Genomic DNA, 18714 nt, shown 5'->3' with positions numbered 1-18714 from the left:
GGTTTATGAAAACACTGGTGATAATACCGGCCTACAATGAGGCTTTAAATATTGAGCATACGGTAGAAAGTCTGAAGGCAGCATGTCCGGATGTGGATTATGTTGTGGTGAATGATTGTTCCGGGGATAATACGGTGCAGATCTGTGAGGAGCATGGGTATAAATATCTGAATCTGCCGATCAATCTCGGAATTGGCGGAGGTATGCAGACAGGATATCGTTATGCGGCAGAACATGGTTATGACATTGCGGTGCAGATGGACGGCGATGGACAGCATAACGCTGAATATATACCGGATTTGATTGCGCCGATCGAGAAGGGTGAGGCAGATCTGGTGATTGGTTCGCGGTTCATCAACAAAGAGGGCTTTCAGACGTCTGGTATGCGCCGGGCGGGGATTGGTGTGCTGAACACAGTTTTACACATTTGTGGACATGTGAAGATTACAGACGCGACAAGCGGCTTTCGTGCTGCATCGAAGGATGTTATTGCGTTTTTTGCACATAATTATGCACAGGACTATCCGGAACCGGAATCTATTATCGCAGTGAATGCTGGCGGATATAAGGTAAAGGAAGTGCCGGTAATCATGAATGAGAGAACGGCCGGTGTATCTTCAATCAGCCCATGGAAATCTGTATATTATATGATTAAGGTAACTCTTGCAATCGTGATTTACCGGATTGCAGGAAAGAAACGGAGGTAGGCAGAGATGATGACAACAGTATTTCGGATTATCCTGCTGGTATGCGTGCTCGTTTATCTGCTTGTAATCCTTGCTCTGATGCGCAGAGGGCGTATGAGCTTAAAATATTCATTGATCTGGTTTCTGTCAGGTGTGATTCTGCTGATCTGTGTGATTTTTCCGCAGGTTATCCGTTTCTTCACACGATTGATGGGAATTTACTCGGATACGAATGCCGTGTTCTTTATCGGTGTATGTTTCCTGATATTGATTGTGCTGTCACTGACATCGATTGCATCCGGACAGTCAGAACGGATTCGGACGCTTGTGCAGACACAGGCAATCTTGGAAAAAAGAGTACGGGATCTCGAAGAAAAAGTAGGACGGATGGAGAATGAAAAATAAGAATAATTATACAACCAGTGATCATACTTTTGTGATCTGCGCATATAAGGAAAGTAAATATCTCAAGAATTGTATTCGGTCTTTGGAGAATCAGACGATGAAAAGTAGAATCCTGATTGCAACATCGACGGATAATGCATATATCCGGGAGATTGCAAAACAGTATCGTATTCCGTTGTTTGTCAATGATGCTCCATCCGGGATTGCAACGGATTGGAATTTTGCGTATCGGCAGGCAGATACTAAGCTTGTGACGATTGCGCATCAGGATGACATCTATAATTCGGATTATCTCGAAGAAATGCTGTATGCATTCAACCATGCCAGAAATCCGATTCTGGGGCATTCGGCGTATTATGAGATCCGGGATGGGAAAAAAGTATATAAGAACCGCTTGCTTCGGGTGAAACGAATTCTGCTTCTTCCGTTTATTACAAGAAGAACATGGAACAGTGTGTTCCTGCGTAGACGTTCCCTCTCGTTTGGATGTGGAATCTGCTGTCCTTCTGTGACATATGTTAAGGCGCGTCTTCCGGAGGAGCCTTTTGCGGTTGGATGCAAAGCGGATCTGGACTGGGAGGCATGGGAACGGTACTCCAAATTACCGGGCGCTTTTTGCTATGTGAAAAAACCGGTGATGGGTCACCGGGTACATGCGGAATCAGAGACATCCCATGTAATTGGTGAGCATAATGGGAGAAGTCCGGAGGATTATGCGATGTATCGTAAATTCTGGCCGGAATGGATGGCAAAGCTTCTGATGCGTTTCTATCAGAAAGGACAGGATAGTAACCAGTTATAGGAAATTACAAAAATAGCTTGCTATCTGTCAGAAAAAGCGGTACAATGTCAACGTGATAATTATTATCAATAAAGATTGATATTATCAATAATCAATGAAGAAAAGATTAAGGAGGATATTACCATGGCATTTAAGATTAATGATGGATGCGTTATGTGTGGAGCATGTGCAGGCGCTTGTCCTGTAGGCGCAATCTCAGAAGGCGATGGCAAGTACGAAATCGATGCATCTCTTTGCATTTCATGTGGAGCATGCGCAGGAACTTGTCCAACAGGTGTTATCTCTGAGGAGTAATCAAACAAACGATTACATATAGAAAAAGAGCCTTGATAGTTGTTTGTCAAGGCTCTTTTCTTGTGTCTTGATTATGCAATATGTTTTAAGGGTTCGATATCACCTTCTTTTTTTGCGTGCATATCATATCCGTATAGATATAAAGAAGCTTCTGTGATAAATCTTATATTCCTTCGTATGATATAACACATATACAAATAAAATGAATTGGAATAAAATTGCAGGAAAACCTGCAAAGAAATGAGATATGTAAATAACTATGCAAGACTTACCATACTATATTATTGGGAAAAATGCAAGTCCCTGGAAATAGATTTCCAATAACATTTTGTGAAAATATTCCGAAATAGCTTTACATGTTTGAGTTTTGTGATAAACTAAGTAATACAAAAAATTATATTTTTTGAACACTTGCGAAGGAGTTGACGAGTATGAAGCTAGAACGATTAAGTGAGAATCAGATACGTTGCACACTTTATAAGTCAGACCTGGCAGATAAGGAACTTCATTTAACGGAATTGGCATATGGAACAGAGAAAGCCAAAGAACTGTTCCGTGAATTGATGCAGCAGGCATCCAGTGAGTTAGGATTTGAAGTGGATAATGTTCCGCTTATGATAGAAGCAATACCTGTATCGCCAGAGTGTTTGATTCTGGTAATTACAAAAGTAGAGGATCCGGAGGAATTAGATACACGGTTTTCTCGTTTTACACGTCCGACAGATGTGGAGAATGAATACGAGGACGAAGATGAGGATGAAGATGCAGACGGCGGTCTTGGCTTAGTTGATGAGCCGGAACCGGATGCAATGTCAGAAGACAATCCGGTAAATGGCTTGCTCAAAGCAATTGGCGGATTGGCTGAAGACCTGAGTGGTCTAATGAGTGGAAAGGGCATGAAATCTACACCACAGGCTCAGATGGATGCATCAGACAGGAGAACCGAGATTAAGAAGGATGCTGAACAGCTGCAGTCAGAGGTCTTCCGTATCTATGCATTTAAGAATCTGGATCAGGTTATCTTATCTGCGAAGCTTGTAAAAGATATTTATGACAGTGAGAATTCTCTGTATAAGAATCCACGTGACAGTCATTTTTATCTGTACATGACAAAGGATAAAAACACGGACAATGAATTTATAAAGACATGTAATCTGCTTGGTGAATATAGCAACCGGGTACGTGCAACGTATGCAACCCCGAATCATATGCAGGAGCACTATAAACTGATTATAGATGCGAATGCATTGCAGACACTTGCAAAATTATAAAAGCAGCAGGGAAGCTGCACATAATAAACCCCATAGCAATCTTAAAACTGAGATTGCCATGGGGTTATTTTTATGCGATATACAATGGATGGTTGGACACCATACAGCTATTTTAATGTTTTCTTGACTGCGGCTACGACTGCATCCTTTGTGATACCGAAGTGCTCAAAGAGCTGGCTGCCCGGTGCAGAAGCTCCGAATGACTTCATTCCGACGAACTCACCGTTGATACCGATGTATCTGCCCCATCCGAACTCGGAGAGTGCTTCGACACCAACTCTGGCTGTTATGTTCTTTGGAAGAACGGCATTCTTATATTCATCCGGCTGGTCCTCAAAGAGATCCATACATGGCATGCTGACAACACGCACATCAATGTCCTCGGCTGCAAGCTCTTTCTTTGCTTCGACAGCAAGAGAAACTTCGGAACCGGTAGCAATGATGATAGCGTCCGGTGTATCTTTTACAGAATCTTCTAAGATGTAACCACCCTTCAGTGCTTCCTGACTGCTGCCATCTAACTGCGGCAGATTCTGTCTGGAAAGAACGAGCGCGGTTGGAGCATCTTTCTTGTTTGTAGCGAAGTACCATGCGGCTGCACATTCTGTTGCATCTGCCGGACGATATACATAGAAGTTCGGCATAGCACGGAGCATAGCAAGCTGCTCGATTGGCTCATGGGTTGGACCGTCTTCGCCGACACCGATACTGTCATGTGTCAATACATAAGTAAGTGGAACGCCCATCAGAGCGGAAAGTCTTGCCATTGGCTTTACATAATCGCTGAATACGAAGAATGTAGAGACGAATGGACGTAAACCACCGTGCAGGGCGATACCGTTTCCGATTGCTGCCATAGCAATCTCACGGATACCGAAGTGGATGTTCTTGCCAAGTGGATTCTCCTTGGAGAAATCCCCGGCATCTTTCATATTTGTCTTGGTAGATGGAGCAAGGTCTGCGGCACCACCAAACATATTAGGAACAACATTGTTGATGATATTCAAAAGCTTTCCGGATACATTTCTTGTTGCTTCCGGCTTGTCGAAGGAATTCCAGAATTCGTCTAAGTCATACAGACATTTGGCGTTGTCTGAGTTGTGGTAGGTATCCCACAGTTCCTTCATCTCCGGATATGCCTTGCAGTAGTCTGCAAACAATGTATTCCATGCATCTTCGACCGTTGCTTTTTCCTCTGCAAGCTTGGCAAAATGATCGTAGACATCCTGATCTAATACGAAAGGACCGTTGTCTGCGATACCAAGGTTTGCACGAAGGGCTGCTACATTCTCGACACCGAGTGGCTCGCCGTGTGCACTTGCTTTTCCTTCTTTTGCAGGACAGCCGGCACCGATCTTTGTCTTGATCTCAATCATGGAAGGTCTGCCTTTTTCTGCCTTGGCAGCTTCGATTGCCTTGCCGATGGCATCTAAGTCATTTCCATCCTCAACAAGCTGCGTATGGAAACCAAAAGACTCAAAACGTTTCCTTACATCCTCACGGAATGCGATGTTCGTGTCGCCTTCGATCGAAATGTTGTTTGAATCATATAATACGATCAGCTTCTCCAGACCAAGTGTACCTGCGAGAGAAAATGCCTCGTAGCTGATACCTTCCATCATACAGCCGTCGCCGCCAAGTACGTAAGTATAGTGGTCAACAACCGGGAAGTTCTCTTTGTTGAAAGTGGCAGCAAGATGCTTTTCTGCCATTGCCATACCGACCGCCATTGCCATACCGGCACCGAGCGGACCGGTTGTTGCTTCCACGCCAACGGTGTGGCCGTATTCCGGATGCCCCGGTGTCTTGGAACCAAGCTGACGGAAGTTCTTCATATCTTCAATCGTGATACCATAGCCGAAGAAGTGAAGCAGGGAGTATAACAGGGCGGAGCCATGTCCACCGGACAGGATGAAACGGTCACGGTTTTCCCATTTTGGATCCTTCGGATTGTGATTCATGTGGTTTGCCCAAAGCTCATATGCCATTGGGGCAGAACCAAGCGGAAGTCCCGGGTGACCGGAGTTTGCCTTCTGGATGGCATCTGCGGCAAGCACACGAATGGAATTTACGGATTTTGTGTCAATTGCACTACTCATGTTCAATGCTCTCCTCTAAATAAGTTTCTTGTATGATTAATTTCTGTTCGCACGTGCCAGGATTTTCATGATACGCAGGAACAGGTTTACAATATCCAAATACAACTCAGAAGCAGAATCGATGGCGTTATCAGCTGTTTTCTCGATTGCATTCGCCTTTGCCCAGTCGTAACCGACATAGAGACAGAAGATTGCAACAACAATGTAGTCGATAATACCAAGGCTTGCACCTACGAGAAGCATAATTGCTTCAACGACGATGGTTATAAGCAATGTAATACCAAGTGTTTGCCCCATCTTCAGAAATACATTCGGGAAGATCGAGGATATGACCATCATAATCAATGTTACCGCAGCCGTGATACCAAAGGCCGTAGCGACAACCATGTTATATCCGATCAGACCATATAAGGTCACAGATACAGCGATGACCATACCGATTGGAACAACCATCAGATTGTAGCCGATGAAGCTTACAACCGGATTGTCGGATTTGCGGACCATAAGTGTACCTGTAATCGCCAGGATGAAGTAACCGATGTAAAAGACAATCGGGTTTGTCATTACAAAACGAAGGATGGAATCACCGAATACGGCAGTCATGATTGCATTGACAATGAAACCATACAAAAGGACGCCGCCGATAATCAGGTTGTACATCTCACTGGAAATAATCTTGGCGGATGAACCGTATCCTGCGTTGTAGCCGTTGTTATAACCATTATAACCGTTGTTTGCATTGTAACCGGAATCGTACTGATACTGGTTATTGTACTGGTAGTTATATTGGTTATTATTCTGGTTATTATACGGGTTATTATCGTAGTTATTATAACCGTTGTTGTAGCCGTTGTTATAATCATTGTTATAGGACATACAAATACCTCCTTTTAAAAATATGCTGCGGCAGGTGGAATTTCACTTGCCGCGCATGTTATTTATGCATTTGCCTCTTTCTTGGCAAGATATGCGTTAATGTCTGCGATGACTTCGTCACAGTTCATTCCATGAACCATGCATGCTTCTTCCAGACTTTCCATTGCAGCGGACGGACATCCAACGCAGTGCATACCGGCAGCCATAAGGATTGCGGCATTGCCAGGGTCAACCTCGATAATTTCATGAATTAACATAGATTTATCAATCTGTTTTGCCATAATATAAGACCTCCTTATTAATCTGTTTTGCTTATCTCGCAAAACACAACTAAGTATAACATATAAGAAAGAAAAAATCTATGGTAAAATCCGTTTAATAATGGTATAGTATAAATAGCTATGCGAAGGAACAGGTGGAACAAATGAAGGGTATTTTTCTGACGATGGAAGGGCCGGATGGCTCCGGAAAGACGACGCAGATTTTGAAGTTAAAAGAACATTTGATGCAGCACGGTTACGCGGAAGTTGTTGTGACGCGGGAACCGGGCGGGACGGTGATCAGTGAAGCAATACGAGGTATACTTTTAAATAAGGATTATGCTGAGATGGATGACCGGACCGAAGCACTTTTGTATGCGGCGGCACGAGCACAACTGGTGGCTCAGGTAATTAAACCGGCATTGGATGCAGGAAAGGCTGTGATCAGTGATCGTTTTGTGGATTCGTCTGCAGTCTATCAGGGGATTGCACGGGGACTTGGTGTGCAGAGGATTTATGAACTGAACGGATTTGCGATGCAGAATATCTGGCCGGATCTGACGATTCATCTGGACTTGTCTGCCGAGGCCGGACTTGCCCGGGCAAAATCGCGCGCAGAGCTGGACCGTATGGAAGCACAGTCTACAGCGTTTCATGAGAAGGTAGCGCAGGGATACCGGGATCTGGCAGTGCTTGCACCGGAGAGAATCGTAACAATCGATGCAACGCAGGATATTGAGTCGATTCATAAGGAGATTGTTGTGCGGGTAGAAAAATTGCTTGCGGCAAGGTAAGCTGTAACGCCGTTCGATGGGAATCCGCCGGGAACAGCAGTTTGAATTGTTCTGTTAAAAAGAGATACAGAGAGGAGGAGAGTAAGTGGATAACAATGTCAAGATATCGCAATTGCAGCAGCTGACACAGATGGAAGCACCGAAAAGCCAGAAGGCTTTGGATGAAGAGTTCAAATTTACTCTCATCCGGAATATTGATAAAGCAGACCTGAAAGAGAAACTTTCCGGGCTGATGAAAGATATCGAAGAGCAGGGCGAGAAAATCGCGAAGCACATGGATATCAAGGATATGAAAAAGTACCGCACATCCATCAAGGAATTTATGAATGAGGTTGCGGCAAATGCACATGAGTTTTCAAGAGAGAATTTCCTGGACCGCCGGGGCAGACACCGTGTGTACGGCATCATCCGCCAGGTGGATAAGAATCTGGACGATCTGGCACAGGAACTGATGAAAGAAGAGAAAGATCATCTTGCAATACTCGGAAAAATAGATGATATCCGTGGATTGCTGATTGATATAACAACGTAAGTAAGACAAGAGGGAATATCGTTGTCTGACGATTCCCGTAAATAAAAGGAAAGTGAGGGAACGCTATGGGATTTAAAGGAATAGTGGGCCACGAGGAGATAATTGCACATTTTAAAAGCAGTATTGAGACTGGAAATGTCGCACATGCATATATTATAAGCGGTGATGCCGGCAGTGGTAAGAAAGCGCTGGCGAATGCATTTGCGGAGACGCTGGAATGTGAAGAGGGTGGCACAGAGCCATGTGGAAGCTGTTCATCCTGCCTTCAGATGTCAACGGGAAATTATCCGGACATTATTCAGGTGACGCATGAGAAGCCGAATCTGATCTCTGTTGATGAGATTCGTGACCAGCTCATAAATACGATTGACATCAAACCATATAAAGGGAAATACAAGATTTATATTATCCCGGATGCGGAACTACTGAATGTACAGGCGCAGAATGCAATGCTGAAAACAATTGAGGAACCACCGGCATATGCGGTGATTCTGCTGCTCACAACGAATCTGGATAAATTACTTGAGACAGTAAAGTCCCGGTGTCTGAAACTGCAGACGAAGCCGATTCGGGAGCGTGATGTACTGGCATATCTGACCGGGGTGATGGGACTCACGAAGGAGAAGGCGTATTTCTGCCTTGATTTTGCACAGGGAAATCTTGGCAAGGCAATTAAACTTGCCGGAAATGATGAGTATGCGTCTATCGTGGATTCCGTGGTGAATGTGCTTACACACATTGACGAGATGGATGTTGAGACGCTTGGGAAAGCGGTTACAGATATTGAGCAGTTTAAGCTGTCGATGAATGATTATATGGATCTGATGATGATGTGGTACCGGGATGCAATGATGTTGAAGGTGACCGGAAATGTTGACAAGATCCTGTTTAAGAACGAGTTTTCAACCTTGAAGAAGCAGGCTGGAAATCTGACATTTAAGAGCATCGAAGACAAGATTGATGCAATCGCAAAGGCAGAGCAGAGACTGCTTGCCAATGCGGATTTTGAGGTGACAATGGAACTGTTGCTTCTAACTTTGAAAGAGGAGGCATCGCCAGAAGAATGAAAGAGGTAATCGGAGTTCGTTTCCGTGAAAATGGAAAGATATATTTTTTTAATCCGCTCAACTATAAGATTGATCCGGGCAGATTCGTAATCGTGGAGACACAGCATGGTGTGGAATTCGGTAAGGTTGTGCTTGGACGCAGAGAAGTGGATGAGACGAAATTACAGGGCGAGTTAAAGCCGATCATTCGTATTGCAACGGAAGCGGATGAGAAGAAACACGCAGAAAATCTGGAAAAGAATAAAAAGGCAATGGAGATCTGCAAGGAAAAAATCGCAAACCGCGGTCTGGAAATGAAGTTGATCGGTGCAGAGTATTCGTTTGATAACAGTAAAGTGTTATTTTATTTTACTGCCGACGGCAGAGTGGATTTCCGTGAATTAGTAAAAGATCTGGCGGCTGTGTTTAAGACACGTATCGAGCTGCGACAGGTTGGTGTGCGGGACGAGACAAAGATTCTTGGTGGCATCGGAATCTGTGGCAGACAGTTATGCTGTAATGCACATCTGTCTGAGTTTGGACCGGTATCGATCAAGATGGCAAAGGAACAGAATCTGTCTTTGAATCCGGGCAAGATTTCCGGTGTGTGTGGCAGACTGATGTGCTGTCTGTCGCATGAGCAGGAAACATATGAATATCTGAACAAGAAGCTTCCGAATGTTGGCGATGTTGTAAAAACATTTGATGGAAAAACCGGAGAGGTAACAGCGGTCAGTGTACTTCGCCAGAAAGTAAAACTGAAGGTTGCACAGGAAGACGACACATTTGAAATTGAAGAGTACAAGGTGGATGAACTGCGTTTTAAACCGAAGAAAAAGGGTGGATCCAAAGGCGGTCATGGCAAGAAGGGCGGTAATGAAGGCGCGTCCGAAAAAGAACTGAAGGAGCTGGAAAGCCTGGAACGCAGGGAAGGAAAGTCAAAGCTCGATGAAGACTAAGGATGAGAAAGAAAAATGGCTGAAACCGGGAGAACGGATTGATGATCTGCAGTGCCGGGGCTATGATATCATACAGAACAAAGATGTATTTTGCTTCGGTATGGATGCTGTGCTGCTTGCGGATTTTGCAACGGGTGCGCCAAATGGAGATGTAATCGATCTCGGAACCGGAACCGGCGTAATTCCGATGCTGATGCAGGCGCGGGGAAAGGGCGGACATTTTACCGGATTAGAGGTGCAGGCATACAGTGCTGATATGGCCAAACGCAGTGTGCAGATGAACGGTCTCGAAGAGGCTATCTCCATTGTAGAAGGGGATATGCGGCAGGTGCGTGAACGCTTTAAACCGGGGAGTTTTTCGGCGGTCACGAGCAATCCGCCATATATCAAAGGAAATCATGGCCTGGAAAATGAAAATTCGCCGAAGAATATTGCCCGGCATGAGATCTTGATGGAACTTGAGGATGTAGTGAAGGCGGCGGGATATCTGCTTCGTGAAGGCGGTACATTTGCGATGGTACATAAACCGTTTCGGCTGGCAGAGATTATACGGCTAATGTCGGCATATCATATCGAACCCAAACGGTTATGTATGGTGCAGCCATATGCGGACAAGGAACCCAATATGGTTCTGATCGAAGGAAATAAAGGTGGCCGGTCGATGTTAAAAGTGGAACCGGCGCTGGTTGTATATAAAAAAGACGGATCTTATACCGAGGATCTTCTGACACGGTATGGAGATGCCTGACGGATAGATGGAGATAGTCAGATGGCAGGAATATTGTATTTGATCGCAACACCAATCGGGAATCTGGAAGATATGACTTACCGTGCGGTGCGATTGCTTGGAGAGGTGGATCTGATTGCGGCGGAGGATACGAGAAACAGTATCAAGCTGCTCAATCATTTTGACATCAAGACACCGATGACAAGCTATCATGAACATAACAAATACGAGAAGGCACAGGTACTTGTGGATAAGCTTCTCCAGGGAATGAATATCGCAGTGATTACCGATGCCGGAACACCGGGTATTTCAGATCCCGGGGAGGAGATTACGAGGCAGTGTTATGAGTCTGGGATACAGGTGGTTCCGGTACCGGGCGCGTGCGCTGCGGTCAATGCGTTGATTGCATCCGGACAGGCAACCAGACGATTTGCATTTGAAGCTTTTTTACCGATGGACAAGAAGGAACGGCAGGCGGTGCTTGCGGTACTGGCGAAAGAAACACGCACGATCGTAGTTTATGAGGCACCACACCGGCTGAAGAAGACGTTGCAGGAGCTGCTTGGTACACTTGGAAACCGGTCGGTTACAGTCTGCAGGGAGATTACGAAGAAACATGAGACATTTTGGAAGACGACTTTGCAGGAAGCAGTCGATTTTTATGCCGTGGAAGAAGCAAAGGGCGAATGTATTCTTGTGATTGAGGGATTGTCATGGGAGGCAATCGAGACGGAAGCACATCAAAAGTGGGAAACAATGAGTATTGAAAAACATTTGCAGATGTATCTTGAGCAGGGAATCGATAAAAAAGAAGCGATGAAGCTGGTTGCAAAGGATCGCGGTATTTCCAAGCGGGATGTCTATGCAGCATGCCTATAATCCGGATTTCGGATGAAAGTAAATACAGGGTTCAAAGGGAAAAGGAATGAAAGACAAAAAACATTTGGTACAATTGATACTTGCGATTATTACATTTACGGTACTTTTGATATTTGTAGTCAATCATCTGCATATTATAAGCGGATTTTTCAGTATGGCTTTTTCTGTACTGCTTCCATTTTTAATCGGGTGCGGGATTGCATTTGTGTTGAACATTCCGATGCGCGGAATTGAACAGGGAATTTTTAAGAATGAAAAAAACCGTCTGTATCGTTTCCGCCGTCCAATCAGCATGGTACTTACGTATATTGCGGCGCTGCTTTTTATAGCACTTGTGTTATTTGTAGTTGTACCGGAAGTTGCGGATACCGTCGGAAAAGTGAAAGAGCTTCTGCCAGGATTTGTAAACCGGGCAAAAGACCTTGCGCTTGCATACACAAAGAATATTCCGGCCATATCGGAGAAAATTGCGGGGATTGAACCGGATTTTGACCAGATATTCTCGTTTTTTAATGATAACGGTGGAGAAATCATGTCAGCGACGGTTTCTATTTTCTCTTCCATCATTGGAACCGTCATAAATATATTTATTGGGATTGTGTTTTCTGCATATATTCTGGCACAGAAAGAGAAACTCGGCAGACAGACGAAGCTTGTCATCTATGCGTTGTTCAAGGAAAAGGCGGCAGATGAGCTGATGGTGTTTGGCAAGATTGCAAGTACGACATTCTCCAAGTTTTTTACCGGACAGTTCCGCGAGGGTATCATCCTCGGCATCATGTTCATGATTGCAATGGCAATCGCGGGCATACAATATCCGCTCACGATAGGTGTTTTGATTGCATTTACGGCATTGATACCGGTCTTTGGTGCATTTATAGGACTTTTTATCGGGTGCTTTCTGCTTCTGGTTGTCGATCCGAAGCAGGTGCTGTGGTTTGTGCTGCTGTTCTTTATATTACAGTTTATAGAGAATTATTTTATCTATCCGAAGCTTGTCGGCGGAGACATTAATCTGCCCGCAATCTGGGTGCTTCTGGCTGTGATTGCCGGTGGGGACCTGATGGGTGTGGTCGGAATGTTTATCTTCATTCCGCTTGTGTCTGTGCTTTATGCATATTTTCGGTCGATTGTGTACCGGAGAATAAAAAAACGGGAGATTGATGTCGATGAAAAACAGGTGCCGGACGATGTAGTGCCACTCGAATCGGCAGGCAGGCGGCTGTTTGCAATGAAAACAAAAGACGAAAAAGCGGACAGTAAAAAACAAAACAAGGAGATGTAACAATATGTACAAAGAAGTGCCGGGACTCGTTTTATATCGTGATTTAGGAAAAGACAGTATCTTGTATTCCATGGCGGATATTTTTGAAGCATGGGAGAAGAAAACGAGTACCAAGGAGGAATTGGTTACACGGATTTACCAGCAGATCAAGCGGATTTTGGATGTGGCAACCAGCTATGGATTCAACCGAAACCTGTGGCAGGATTACCTGGCGTTTTTGCTGATTACAAACGAGAATTCATTTACACTTACCTGCGAGAAGGTTGGTGCGGGAGATGGATCAGTCAATGCATTTGCAAAAAATGACTACGCCATCTTCAAACGGTTGTTCCATTTTGATTTTACTCCGATTGAGGAAGATCTCGGTATCAATTGTTTTACAACAATCACGAATTATAAATCACTGCCGAAGAAGGAACAGATGTACAATCAGAATGTCAGTGAGAAGGTGCGAGATATCAGTGATCGCGTGAGTGCGGCAGAAAGTGTGGATGAAATCTTTGATATCATGACCGCTTTTTATAAACAGTATGGAGTTGGAATGTTCGGCCTGAACAAGGCATTCCGCATCCGCCATGATGAGGGTAAGGAGCTGGAATTTATCCCGATTACAAATACGGATAAGGTAATGCTTGATGATCTGATCGGTTATGAGATCCAGAAGAAAAAGCTGGTGGATAATACAGAGGCATTTGTGCTTGGAAAAAAGGCGAACAATTGTCTGCTGTTTGGTGACAGCGGTACGGGAAAATCGACGAGTATCAAGGCAATTATCAACCAGTACTATGAGCAGGGACTGCGTATGATCGAGATCTACAAGCACCAGTTTAAAGATCTGTCGGCCGTGATCTCCCACGTGAAAAATCGAAATTACAAATTCATTATCTATATGGATGATCTTTCTTTTGAAGAATTCGAGATAGAGTATAAATATCTGAAAGCAGTGATTGAAGGTGGACTCGAGACAAAGCCGGACAATGTGCTGATTTATGCAACTTCAAACCGGAGACATTTGATTAAGGAGACATGGAATGACCGTGATGATGTTGAGACTGATAACGGTATGCATCGTTCCGATACGATGCAGGAGAAGCTTTCTTTAGTCAACCGTTTTGGTGTGACAATCAGCTATTCACGTCCGTCAAGAAATGAATTTAATGATATTGTACTTGGTCTGGCGAAGAAACATCCAGAAATCGGACTTTCAGAGCAGGAATTGCTGGCGGAAGCAAATAAATGGGAACTTTCCCATGGAGGTGTATCCGGACGTACGGCACAGCAGTTTATGAATTATCTTGCTGGAAAAGCATGATTGCTATTTCAGTTCAGATTTGATAGAATGAAGCTTAATTTGAATTGTCTTGCCGGACAGAGATGTAATTGCTTCTGCCTTGTGAATCAGTTCATTCAGATGTGCTATGTCGTGTGCATCCGCATAGATGGCTGCGAGCATGGTATAGCTGGTTGTAATGTCGGATCCGATGGCAACCGCATAGGCGAGAAATTGCTCGGCATCGGCTGTGGCATCTGCGTCAATCAGCGTCTGCCCAATCCGGTTTAGGAGCAGGATTAGATTGGCATAGGCGTCATCGCAGGCAGATAATGTGTCCAGATTGGCAGGACCGTACATCAATTTCAGATCGGTATTTGTGTACATAGAGAGATTTAAGATTTTTTTCTCTGCCAGTGTGCGCAGTTCATTTGCAAGTTCGGCATGATTGCATGCAGAAAGAGCAGGGAGCGGAAGTGTATCGAGTGGAATCTTGATATAAGGAAGGTCGGAGATGTCTGCTTTCCGCACGGAATTTGCTTCGGATTCGCGCTCGAGAAGATTCTCACGGCTTAGACCGTGTGTTTTCTTGAATCGGGAGACGTTGCGCGTAACGGTGAAGCACAAAGCCAAAAACGAAGAACAAATGATAATAGTAATATAATGCATAAAAATAATCCTTTCGGGAGGTAAAATTCATGTTATTTGATTTCAGCAACAAAAAGAAAACAAAGAGAATTGCAGCAATCATCTGTGGTGTACTGGTATTTGCCATGGTTGTTGGATTGCTTGTCTCTGCATTCTAATTTGTAATACTGTATGGTTTCAATGTATCATGGAAATTGGGGAAATTCAACCTTTAGAAAGCGGAGAATGCCAAAGCATGGTACTGGAAAGAATATATGCAACGTGAAAAAATATATAATATTTCTATACGTTGTAAATAATATCAGGAGGTAGATGTGATGAGAAATGAAATTTTGAAGCTGCTCGAAACTGACAGCAGACTGACAGTGAAGGATATTGCCGCGATGATCGGCGCGGATGAAGCCGCGGTGGCCGCGGATATCAAAGCGATGGAAGACGAAAGCATCATCTGTGGATACCATACTATGATTGACTGGGATAAGGTTGGAGCGGAAATGGTAACAGCCATGATCGAAGTCAAGGTTACACCGCAGAGAGAAGCGGGATTTGACCAAATCGCGGATCGTGTCAGAAATTTCGATGAAGTACACTCTGTCTACCTGATTGCAGGTGCATACGACTTTATGGTTGTTATTCAGGGAAAGACTTTGCGGGAGGTTTCGCATTTTGTATCCGAAAAGCTGGCAATTATCGAGGATGTTATTGCTACATCCACGAACTTTGTACTGAAAAAATATAAAGACCATGGTGTCATTTTCCAGACACCAAGTCAGGATGAAAGGTTGGTAATTGCACCGTGAGAAATCCATTGTCAAAAACGATAGAACAGATTAAGCCATCTGGAATCCGGAAGTTCTTTGACATTGTAAGCGAGATGCCACATGCAATCTCACTCGGTGTTGGTGAGCCGGATTTTGATACACCTTGGCATGTTCGGTCCGAGGGTATCCGTTCGCTGGAAAAGGGACGGACATTTTACACCTCGAATTCCGGACTGATTGAGTTGCGTCAGGAAATCTGTAAATGGTATCAGAGAAAATATAACGTATTGTATAATTACAAGACCGAGGCATTGCTGACCGTCGGTGGTAGCGAGGGTATTGATGTGGCGCTTCGTGCCATGCTTGATCCGGGGGATGAGGTTATTATCCCGGAGCCATGTTATGTATCCTATGTGCCTTGTGTACAGTTGATTGGGGCTGTGCCGGTTACGATTGAACTGAAAAATGAGAATCAGTTCCGTCTGACTTCGGAGGAGCTGCTTGCAGCAATCACAGATAAGACGAAGATTTTAATCCTTGCATTTCCGAGCAATCCGACAGGGGCGGTAATGACGAAGGAGGATCTTGAACCGATCGCGAAGATTTGTCAGGAGAAGGATATCTATGTGATCTCCGATGAGATTTATTCAGAGCTTACATATGGTGGCGAGAAACATTGCTCGATTTCATCCCTGCCGGGCATGAAGGAACGGACGATTGTCATCAACGGTTTTTCCAAAGCGTATGCGATGACCGGATGGAGACTTGGCTATGCGCTTGCACCGGAGGTGATTGCGCATCAGATGACAAAAATCCATCAGTTTGCAATTATGTGTGCACCGACGACGAGCCAGTATGCAGCCATCGAGGCAATCAAAAATGGTGATGCGGACATTGAGCGGATGTGCAAGTCCTATGACCAAAGACGTCGGTTTTTGTTGAAAAAGTTCGAGGAGATGGGACTTCCATGCTTTGAGCCGCATGGTGCATTCTATGTATTCCCGTGCATTAAGGAGTTTGGCATCACGAGTGACGAATTCGCAACAAGACTGCTCCGTGAGGAGGAGTTGGCAGTCGTGCCGGGCACCGCGTTTGGTGACTGTGGCGAAGGTTTCCTGCGTATCTCATACGCATACTCAATCGAGCAGCTCAAAGAAGCAATGGGAAGATTAGAGAGATTTATTGGACGGTTAAGAGAGCAAAAGACATGTTAAACATAGTATTACATGAGCCGGAAATGCCGGCAAATACAGGAAATATTGGGCGTACCTGCGTGGCAACGGGGGTACGTCTGCATTTGATCGAGCCACTCGGATTTTTATTGAATGACAAGATGGTGAAGCGCGCGGGATTGGATTACTGGGATCGTCTGGATGTGACACGCTATGATGATTACGATGATTTTCTTGCGAAGAATCCGGACTCGAAGATCTATATGGCAACGACGAAATCAAAGCAGAAATACACGGATGTGAAATACGAGGATGACTGCTTTATTATGTTTGGTGCTGAGAGTAGAGGAATTCCTGAGGAAATTCTGCTTCGGAACAAAGAAAATTGTGTGCGTATCCCGATGATGCCGGGCGAGCGTTCCCTGAATTTATCAAATTCGGTTGGTATTGTGTTGTACGAGGCATTAAGACAGTTGGATTTCCCGGGATTAGAGACAGAAGGACAGTTGCATCATTTTCAGTGGTAGAGATTATGGGACAGGAAAAATGGCTGGATAAGCCGTATTATTCATTGGATGCATATATGAAATACACCTATGGACAGAAGGTGTACAAAATTGCGGTTGATGCAGGACTTACCTGCCCAAACCGCGATGGTACACTTGGTGAACGTGGGTGTATTTTTTGTAGTGCCGGGGGAAGCGGCGATTTTGCAGTGCCGATTGCGGGTGGTGTATCTGAAGGCGGAAGCGTGTACGAACACCGGTCGAAGCGGGATGGCCGGGGCGGTGCATCGACAGAGGTCTATCATAAGGAATATGAGCGTCGGGGAAGCTGCGTCGATGTGGAGCGCAAAACGCTTGATGTCAAGCGGCAGATGGAACGTGGAATGGCGAAGTTCCACAAGAAGGTTGGAGAGAAGTTCATCATCTATTTTCAGGCATACACAAACACGTATGGAGATCCGGCATATCTGGAACGTATCTGGCGGGAGGCGTTAGAAGAGGAATCCGTCGTCGGAATCAGCATCGCGACAAGACCGGATTGTCTGGGCGTTCCGGGAGGAATCGTTGAGGCGAAAAAGACGGAGATGACTGTAACAGGGAATACGTCTGAAGATGCAGAGTCAATCATTTCGATGCTCGGAAGACTACAGAAAGAATATGCCGCACGTGGCAAATTCATCTGGATTGAACTTGGACTGCAGACGATGCATGAAACAACTGCGCAATACATCCGCCGGGGGTATTCACTTTCTGTTTACGAGACTGCGGTTCAGGCACTTACCGATAACAATATTCCATATATTGTGCATGTGATCTTAGGACTGCCGGACGAGACAGAAGAGGATATGCTCGCGACGGTACGGTATACATGTGGGCAGCAGGCAAAGCCGTTTGGTATCAAACTGCAGCTGCTACATGTACTGCGTGGTACGGATCTGTGTGCAGATTATGAAGCAGGGGAGTTTGAAGTGTTGTCACAGGATGCGTATATTGAACTTGTTATCCGATGTCTGGAAATTATTCCGGATGATATAGTGATTCATCGTGTTACCGGAGATGGACCAAAAAATATTCTGGTCGCACCGCTTTGGTCAGGAAACAAACGGCAGGTGTTAAATACTCTTCACCAGAAGATGAAAAACGAAAAAAGAGAACAGGGTACATGGGCAAAATAAAAAAGTTTTGCCCATTTTTTCTAGTATTTATGCGGGTTCCCGCAAATGTTCCAAAATTACACTTTACAAATTTTATCATGTCATGATATAGTCAGCTCGTGGTCGAGAATCGTTGTTCTGGCGTAGTTCGGTCACAGTCTTTTAAGTAACAATCATAAAGTTTTCCAATTATTCATTTTACGAATTTCAATGGAAATACCCAACAAAGAATTTGCAGAGTTTGTGAATAACTATGCGTGTATTAAACTCTGTCTTTTTTAGGAATTT

General features: G+C 44.6%; 21 protein-coding genes. 17 read left to right on the top strand and 4 right to left on the bottom strand.

Annotated elements, in window-relative coordinates; genetic code table 11:
• Positions 1–5 precede the first annotated feature (5 nt).
• From KP625_RS08140 to KP625_RS08120, 5 genes are all read left to right on the top strand, one after another.
• The gene (locus KP625_RS08140; protein ID WP_177969752.1) at positions 6–707 is read left to right on the top strand and encodes a glycosyltransferase family 2 protein; all 702 of its coding nucleotides are present in this window, start codon (positions 6–8) and stop codon (positions 705–707) included.
• Between the two features lie 6 nt (positions 708–713).
• Positions 714–1091: a DUF2304 domain-containing protein gene (locus KP625_RS08135; protein ID WP_238297162.1), complete on the top strand. Its 378-nt coding sequence runs from the start codon at positions 714–716 to the stop codon at positions 1089–1091.
• Positions 1081–1893: a glycosyltransferase family 2 protein gene (locus KP625_RS08130; RefSeq protein WP_238297161.1), complete on the top strand. Its 813-nt coding sequence runs from the start codon at positions 1081–1083 to the stop codon at positions 1891–1893. The genes KP625_RS08135 and KP625_RS08130 overlap by 11 nt, the downstream gene beginning before the upstream one ends.
• Positions 1894–2016: 123 nt before the next feature.
• Entirely contained in the window at positions 2017–2187 is a 171-nt protein-coding gene (locus KP625_RS08125; RefSeq protein ID WP_177982640.1) for a DUF362 domain-containing protein, read from the top strand.
• A gap of 431 nt (positions 2188–2618) precedes the next feature.
• Positions 2619–3458 (top strand): adaptor protein MecA, encoded by an 840-nt coding sequence (locus KP625_RS08120; protein WP_238297160.1) that lies wholly within the window; start codon positions 2619–2621, stop codon positions 3456–3458.
• Positions 3459–3565: 107 nt separating this feature from the next.
• Here the strand turns inward: KP625_RS08120 and tkt are convergent, their stop codons facing one another.
• The 3 genes from tkt to KP625_RS08105 all read right to left on the bottom strand — a co-directional run bounded on the left by tkt (position 3566) and on the right by KP625_RS08105 (position 6714).
• Positions 3566–5557 (bottom strand): transketolase, encoded by a 1992-nt coding sequence (tkt, locus tag KP625_RS08115; protein WP_238297159.1) that lies wholly within the window; start codon positions 5555–5557, stop codon positions 3566–3568.
• Positions 5558–5593: 36 nt separating this feature from the next.
• The gene (locus KP625_RS08110; RefSeq protein ID WP_177971347.1) at positions 5594–6433 is read right to left on the bottom strand and encodes a Bax inhibitor-1 family protein; all 840 of its coding nucleotides are present in this window, start codon (positions 6431–6433) and stop codon (positions 5594–5596) included.
• A 62-nt stretch (positions 6434–6495) separates the two neighbouring features.
• Complete coding sequence (locus KP625_RS08105) at positions 6496–6714, bottom strand: DUF1858 domain-containing protein (protein ID WP_021984775.1); 219 nt, start codon at positions 6712–6714, stop codon at positions 6496–6498.
• Between the two features lie 143 nt (positions 6715–6857).
• Between KP625_RS08105 and tmk the strand changes: the two genes are divergently transcribed.
• From tmk to KP625_RS08065, 8 genes are all read left to right on the top strand, one after another.
• Complete coding sequence (gene tmk / locus KP625_RS08100; protein WP_238297158.1) at positions 6858–7487, top strand: dTMP kinase; 630 nt, start codon at positions 6858–6860, stop codon at positions 7485–7487.
• Positions 7488–7572: 85 nt separating this feature from the next.
• Positions 7573–8019, top strand: coding sequence for a YaaR family protein (locus KP625_RS08095; RefSeq protein WP_370641340.1), 447 nt, complete (start codon positions 7573–7575; stop codon positions 8017–8019).
• A 65-nt stretch (positions 8020–8084) separates the two neighbouring features.
• Positions 8085–9086, top strand: a complete 1002-nt coding sequence (gene holB / locus KP625_RS08090; protein ID WP_177971343.1) for a DNA polymerase III subunit delta' — start codon at positions 8085–8087, stop codon at positions 9084–9086.
• A complete protein-coding gene (locus KP625_RS08085; RefSeq protein ID WP_238297157.1) occupies positions 9083–10024 on the top strand; it encodes a PSP1 domain-containing protein in 942 nt (313 codons plus the stop codon). Before holB ends, KP625_RS08085 begins: the two co-directional genes overlap by 4 nt.
• Positions 10014–10772, top strand: a complete 759-nt coding sequence (locus KP625_RS08080) for a tRNA1(Val) (adenine(37)-N6)-methyltransferase (protein WP_238297156.1) — start codon at positions 10014–10016, stop codon at positions 10770–10772. The genes KP625_RS08085 and KP625_RS08080 overlap by 11 nt, the downstream gene beginning before the upstream one ends.
• Before the next feature lie 21 nt (positions 10773–10793).
• On the top strand, positions 10794–11630 hold the full coding sequence (rsmI, locus tag KP625_RS08075; RefSeq protein WP_238297155.1) for a 16S rRNA (cytidine(1402)-2'-O)-methyltransferase: 837 nt from the start codon (positions 10794–10796) through the stop codon (positions 11628–11630).
• A 46-nt stretch (positions 11631–11676) separates the two neighbouring features.
• Positions 11677–12915, top strand: coding sequence for an AI-2E family transporter (locus KP625_RS08070; protein ID WP_238297154.1), 1239 nt, complete (start codon positions 11677–11679; stop codon positions 12913–12915).
• A gap of 4 nt (positions 12916–12919) precedes the next feature.
• Entirely contained in the window at positions 12920–14227 is a 1308-nt protein-coding gene (locus KP625_RS08065; RefSeq protein ID WP_238297153.1) for an ATP-binding protein, read from the top strand.
• 3 nt (positions 14228–14230) lie between these two features.
• Here the strand turns inward: KP625_RS08065 and KP625_RS08060 are convergent, their stop codons facing one another.
• Positions 14231–14854, bottom strand: coding sequence for a hypothetical protein (locus KP625_RS08060; protein WP_177970285.1), 624 nt, complete (start codon positions 14852–14854; stop codon positions 14231–14233).
• Between the two features lie 296 nt (positions 14855–15150).
• Here KP625_RS08060 and KP625_RS08055 point away from each other — a divergent pair, with 296 nt between their 5' ends.
• From KP625_RS08055 to KP625_RS08040, 4 genes are read left to right on the top strand one after another with little or no spacing between them, the layout of a single operon-like run.
• Positions 15151–15633 carry an Lrp/AsnC family transcriptional regulator gene (locus KP625_RS08055; RefSeq protein ID WP_238297152.1) on the top strand — a complete coding sequence of 161 codons (483 nt, stop codon included), beginning with the start codon at positions 15151–15153 and terminating at the stop codon, positions 15631–15633.
• On the top strand, positions 15630–16808 hold the full coding sequence (locus KP625_RS08050) for a pyridoxal phosphate-dependent aminotransferase (RefSeq protein WP_238297151.1): 1179 nt from the start codon (positions 15630–15632) through the stop codon (positions 16806–16808). The genes KP625_RS08055 and KP625_RS08050 overlap by 4 nt, the downstream gene beginning before the upstream one ends.
• Entirely contained in the window at positions 16802–17293 is a 492-nt protein-coding gene (trmL, locus tag KP625_RS08045; protein WP_238297149.1) for a tRNA (uridine(34)/cytosine(34)/5-carboxymethylaminomethyluridine(34)-2'-O)-methyltransferase TrmL, read from the top strand. The genes KP625_RS08050 and trmL overlap by 7 nt, the downstream gene beginning before the upstream one ends.
• Positions 17287–18447, top strand: a complete 1161-nt coding sequence (locus KP625_RS08040; protein ID WP_370641339.1) for a TIGR01212 family radical SAM protein — start codon at positions 17287–17289, stop codon at positions 18445–18447. The genes trmL and KP625_RS08040 overlap by 7 nt, the downstream gene beginning before the upstream one ends.
• The last annotated feature ends 267 nt before the right edge of the window (positions 18448–18714 follow it).

Origin of the sequence: Eubacterium sp. MSJ-33 (genome assembly GCF_022174665.1) — a bacterium.
Lineage (GTDB): Bacteria > Bacillota > Clostridia > Lachnospirales > Lachnospiraceae > Coprococcus_C.
This window is presented reverse-complemented; position numbering and strand designations above follow the sequence as displayed.